Origin of the sequence: Rahnella perminowiae (assembly GCF_019049755.1) — a bacterium.
Taxonomy (GTDB): Bacteria; Pseudomonadota; Gammaproteobacteria; order Enterobacterales; family Enterobacteriaceae; genus Rahnella; species Rahnella perminowiae.
Genome location: NZ_JAFMOS010000332.1, coordinates 1 through 5,122, shown reverse-complemented (window position 1 = coordinate 5,122; position 5,122 = coordinate 1). Strand labels below are relative to the sequence as shown.

4 protein-coding genes are annotated in these 5,122 nt (G+C 46.1%); 1 reads left to right on the top strand and 3 read right to left on the bottom strand.

Translation table 11 applies throughout. The features are described from left to right. The 3 genes from rfbA to galU all read right to left on the bottom strand — a co-directional run. Positions 1-609 (bottom strand): glucose-1-phosphate thymidylyltransferase RfbA (rfbA, locus tag J1785_RS03500; RefSeq protein ID WP_217218820.1); only part of this gene is annotated, 609 nt, incomplete at its 3' end. A 20-nt stretch (positions 610-629) separates the two neighbouring features. Further along, positions 630-1,697, bottom strand: coding sequence for a dTDP-glucose 4,6-dehydratase (gene rfbB, locus J1785_RS03495; protein ID WP_129952795.1), 1,068 nt, complete (start codon positions 1,695-1,697; stop codon positions 630-632). A gap of 473 nt (positions 1,698-2,170) precedes the next feature. Beyond that, positions 2,171-3,058: a UTP--glucose-1-phosphate uridylyltransferase GalU gene (galU, locus tag J1785_RS03490; RefSeq protein ID WP_129952676.1), complete on the bottom strand. Its 888-nt coding sequence runs from the start codon at positions 3,056-3,058 to the stop codon at positions 2,171-2,173. Positions 3,059-3,520: 462 nt separating this feature from the next. Between galU and J1785_RS03485 the strand changes: the two genes are divergently transcribed. Then, positions 3,521-5,110, top strand: coding sequence for a TerC family protein (locus J1785_RS03485; protein WP_217218819.1), 1,590 nt, complete (start codon positions 3,521-3,523; stop codon positions 5,108-5,110). The last annotated feature ends 12 nt before the right edge of the window (positions 5,111-5,122 follow it).

Here is a 5,122-nt window from a genome sequence, read left to right as displayed (position 1 = left end):
CATCTCATTTAATGTGGTAATTTCCAGTTCGCCGCGTTCTGAAGGTTTGACCTGTTTAGCCATTTCAACGATATCGTTATCATAAAAATAAAGCCCGGTTACCGCCCATTGTGATTTAGGTTTAGCCGGTTTTTCTTCGATAGATAACGCGTTGAAATCCTTATCAAATTGAACAACACCGAAACGCTCTGGATCTAAAACCTGATAACCAAAAACAGTTGCACCGCTTTCTCTTGCAGCAACATCTTCTAATTTCTTGCCGAAACCCTGTCCGAAATAGATATTATCACCTAATACCAATGCGCACCTTTCACCATCAATGAAATCCTCACCGATAATGAATGCCTGCGCCAAGCCGTCTGGTGAGGGCTGTTCTGCATATTCTAACTTGATGCCAAACTGAGAACCATCACCCAGTAATCGCTTAAATGAAGGCAGATCTTCCGGTGTGGAGATGAGCAAAATTTCATTAATGCCTGCCAGCATCAGTACGGATAACGGATAATAAATCATCGGCTTATCATAAACAGGCAGTAACTGTTTAGATACCCCTAGAGTGATTGGGTGAAGCCTTGTACCTGAACCACCAGCCAGAACAATACCTTTCATTAACTCACAACCTCTTCTATTTAGTCTTTCAAACCTAACCGCTCACCTGCATAAGATCCATCCTGAACACGTTTCCACCACGTTTCGTTCTCAAGATACCATTTCACTGTTTTCAAAATTCCACTTTCGAAAGTCTCAACAGGTTTCCAGCCAAGTTCACGTTCAATTTTACTGGCATCGATAGCATAACGCATGTCATGACCCGGGCGGTCTTTGACAAAGGTGATCAACTGCTTGAAATGAGTTATCCCTGCAGGCTTATTAGGTAACAATTGGTCAAGGATCTCGCAAATGGTCGTGACGACATCGATATTTTTGCGTTCATTGTGCCCGCCAATGTTATACGTCTCTCCAATAACACCTTGCGTAACAACCCGATAAAGCGCCCGTGCATGATCTTCGACATATAACCAGTCACGGATTTGAGCACCGTCACCGTAAACAGGAAGAGGTTTACCCGCGAGTGCATTAAGAATAACGAGCGGGATCAGTTTCTCAGGAAAATGAAATGGTCCGTAGTTATTTGAGCAATTTGTTACCAGGGTCGGGAGACCATAGGTTCGGTTCCATGCACGGACAAGATGATCACTTGCTGCTTTTGATGCTGAGTACGGGCTGCTTGGCGCATAGGCCGTGGTCTCTGTGAAAAGCTCATCCGTTCCATGCAGATCACCATAAACTTCATCGGTAGAAATATGATGAAACCGGAACAGACTTTTCTTCTCATCATCTAATCCCGCCCAATAGTGTCGGGAGGCTTCTAAGAGAGTGTAAGTACCGATGATATTGGTATCAATGAAAGCTGAAGGCCCGTCAATTGAGCGATCGACATGGCTTTCTGCAGCCAGATGCATAACAGCATCTGGCTTAAACTCAGCAAAGATGTCATCAAGAGAAGAACGATCACAAATGTTCGTAAGAGAAAAACGGTAGCGAGGGTCATTTTCGACGAGCTTCAGGGACTCTAAATTGCCTGCATACGTCAGACTATCAACCACGAGCACATTGTCGTTTGTTTCAGAAATGATGTGACGTACTACCGCAGAACCGATGAAACCCGCGCCGCCAGTTATCAGTATATTCATTATAAAAGGTCTCACGTGATTAATTTTACACTTGCACCAGCAATTTTTGCATGACCAATCTGAAGGTCTTCGTGCTTTCACAATAAAATGTTAAATTTTATGGAAATCGTAATAAAGGCCAGGCTTCCACTAAACATTTAATACTGTGTAAATAGCCATAAGAGCCGACATTCAACTCCCTATAATATCATACGCTTTAGGGTATAAACCTCTAAGTTTAGCCTTCCGCCTGACTTACCCGAGCAATGACTCATTTTTTAATCAAAATTAATACCGCCCGTGATCTAAAAATCACCGTAAGGGCGACTTTATCTTTTGAAAATCCAACGTAACTTTGGTAATCAATTAATATAAGGGGTCAGATATGAGGACTACAGCGGATTAGTCTCACTTTCGTGCACTGAGACAGGTCTGGTAGCTTTCTCTTAACAAAAAAAAAAGCACCGAATTAATCGGTGCTTTTATAAGCCTGTTAACTATTTTTCGGTAAATTCTTTCAACCATGTGTTGAACGCTTCGCCCTGCGTGTTGTGGCGAATACCGTACTCAACAAACGCCTTCATATAACCGAGTTTATCACCACAGTCATGTGAACGACCGGTCATTGAGAAGGCTTCAACAGTATGTTTTTTCATCAGCATGGCGATAGCATCCGTCAGCTGGATTTCATTACCTGCACCGTACGGGGTAACTGCCAGCAGTGGCCAGATAGCTTCCGACAGCACATAGCGCCCCACCACCGCGAGGTTTGATGGCGCGTCTTTCAGATCAGGTTTTTCAACGATGGCCGTCATCGGCGCACTTTCGCCCGGCTCTACTTCTACGCCATTGCAGTTGACAATACCGTACTTGGAAACGTCTTTTTCCGGGACTTCTTCAACCATGACCTGGCTGTTACCTGTTTCCTGGAAACGGCGAAGCATCGCAGCAAGGTTGTCTTTACGCAGATCACTGGTGGAATCATCCATCAGCACGTCCGGCAGAATAACCGCGAAAGGAGAATTACCAATCAGAGGTTTTGCACACAAAACCGCGTGCCCGAGGCCTTTTGATTGCCCCTGACGTACGTTCATGATTGTCACGCCTTTAGGGCAGATAGACTGCACTTCTTCCAGAAGCTGACGTTTTACACGAGATTCAAGCATGCTTTCCAGTTCGAAAGAGGTATCGAAGTGGTTTTCGATCGCGTTTTTCGAAGAGTGCGTGACCAGAATGATTTCTTTGATGCCCGCCGCAGCACATTCATTAACGATGTACTGGATCAAAGGCTTATCGACGATAGGCAGCATTTCTTTTGGGATAGCTTTCGTCGCTGGCAACATACGTGTGCCCAGACCGGCAACAGGGATAACAGCTTTTAACATTGTAAAGGATACTCCTTGAAACCTATGGTATGTAAATTCAGTCAGTCAGCATCCAAACGCGTCAGGGATTTCTCTGAACTGAAATAGTTAAATTGATTTAAATTTCCAATCCGTTAATTCTTTCACAAGTATAGTCTCTGTTATTTGGTTTAGGGAGACCATACTCATGATTTTAGGACTCAAACACGATTATGTTAATTCGATTACAATACCAGTAAGCCGCACCAAACGGTAAGCTAAACACTTATTTTTAGGAATGTTGTACCTGTTCGGCGATTTAGTAATCATATCTTGCTGCTTTCCAAAACAGTCCTGCCGACTTTTTTCTCACCTCTTATTCTTCATCCCTCCTGATCCTTACAGACTGGCCTAGCTCCCTGTTTTAAATTTGAAATTTATGGCACTGACGCCCATTATTCAACGTGCGACAGCCGTCGTGTAACCAAAGGTGAAAAACGCAATATGGAATGGATCGCCGATCCCTCGATTTGGGCCGGGCTTGCAACCCTGGTAGTTCTCGAAATTGTCCTGGGGATAGACAATCTCATTTTCATTGCCATCCTGGCCGATAAACTTCCGCGTCATCAACGTGATAAAGCTCGCATTACGGGCCTTTTACTGGCGCTCATCATGCGGCTTCTGCTGCTGGCTTCAATATCCTGGTTATCTACACTGACCCGCCCTCTTCTCAGCGTGCTCGGACATCCTTTCAGCGCCCGCGATATGATTATGCTCGCGGGGGGGATATTCCTGTTGTTCAAGGCAACAATGGAGCTTAATGAGCGGCTCGAAGGCAAAGATGAGGAACAAAGCCATCAGCAACGTGGCGCTAAATTCTGGCCGGTCGTGGCTCAAATTGTGGTACTGGATGCGGTTTTTTCACTCGATTCGGTGATTACCGCCGTCGGAATGGTTGAACATCTGGCGGTCATGATGGCGGCGGTGTGTATTGCTATTGGCCTGATGCTGTTAGCCAGTAAGCCACTGACACGTTTCGTCAATGCGCACCCGACTATCGTCATCTTATGTCTCAGCTTCCTGCTGATGATCGGCTTCAGCCTGGTTGCCGAAGGTTTTGGCTATGTTATTCCGAAAGGCTATTTGTATGCCGCGATCGGTTTCTCCGTGATCATTGAAGGGCTGAACCAGCTCGCACAGTTTAACCGCAAACGCTTTTTATCCTCACGGCGTTCGCTGCGTGAACGTACCGCAGAAACCGTACTGCGCGTCTTGCGTGGTAAACATGAAGAAGCTGAACTTGATACACACTCTTCGAACATGATTGCTGACAGCGCTGATGATGAGGATGCGATTTTTAACCAGCAGGAACGTCACATGATTGAACGTGTGCTGGGGCTGGGTCAGCGCACCGTCAGCAGCGTGATGACCTCTCGTCATGATGTTGAAAATCTTGAACTTAATGACCCGGTTGACGTGCTGACACTGCAAATCGCTGCTAACCAGCACACCCGTATGCTGGTTACCGAAGACAGTTCGACCGATGAACCGCTGGGCGTTGTACACGTGGTTGATCTGCTCAGGCAACAGTTACTGCAAAATGAACTGGATCTTAAGGCACTGATCCGCCAGCCCCTGATCTTCCCGGAGCAACTTTCTCTGCTGATGGCCCTCGAACAATTCCGCAAGGCAAAAACACATTTTGCTTTCGTCGTCGATGAATTCGGTTCTGTCGAAGGGATCGTGACCCTGACGGATGTGATGGAAACTATTGCCGGTAACCTGCCTGAGTCTGACGAAACGCCTGATGCACGACATGATATCCGGCAGCAGCAGGACGGAAGCTGGATAGCCAACGGCTACATGTCGCTTGACGATCTGGTGATGTATATCTCCCTGCCGGTGGATGAAAAAAGGGAATATCACACGCTGGCTGGCTTGCTGATGGAATATACCCAAAGCATCCCGCAGGTGGGCGCACAGATACACATTAATGGCTATCTGTTTGAACCTTTAGAAGTCAGTAGTCACCGCATTCTAAAAGTAAAGATTACGCCGCCTGAAACCGCCTCGGAAGACGATTATGAAGTCTGAAAACCCTACCCT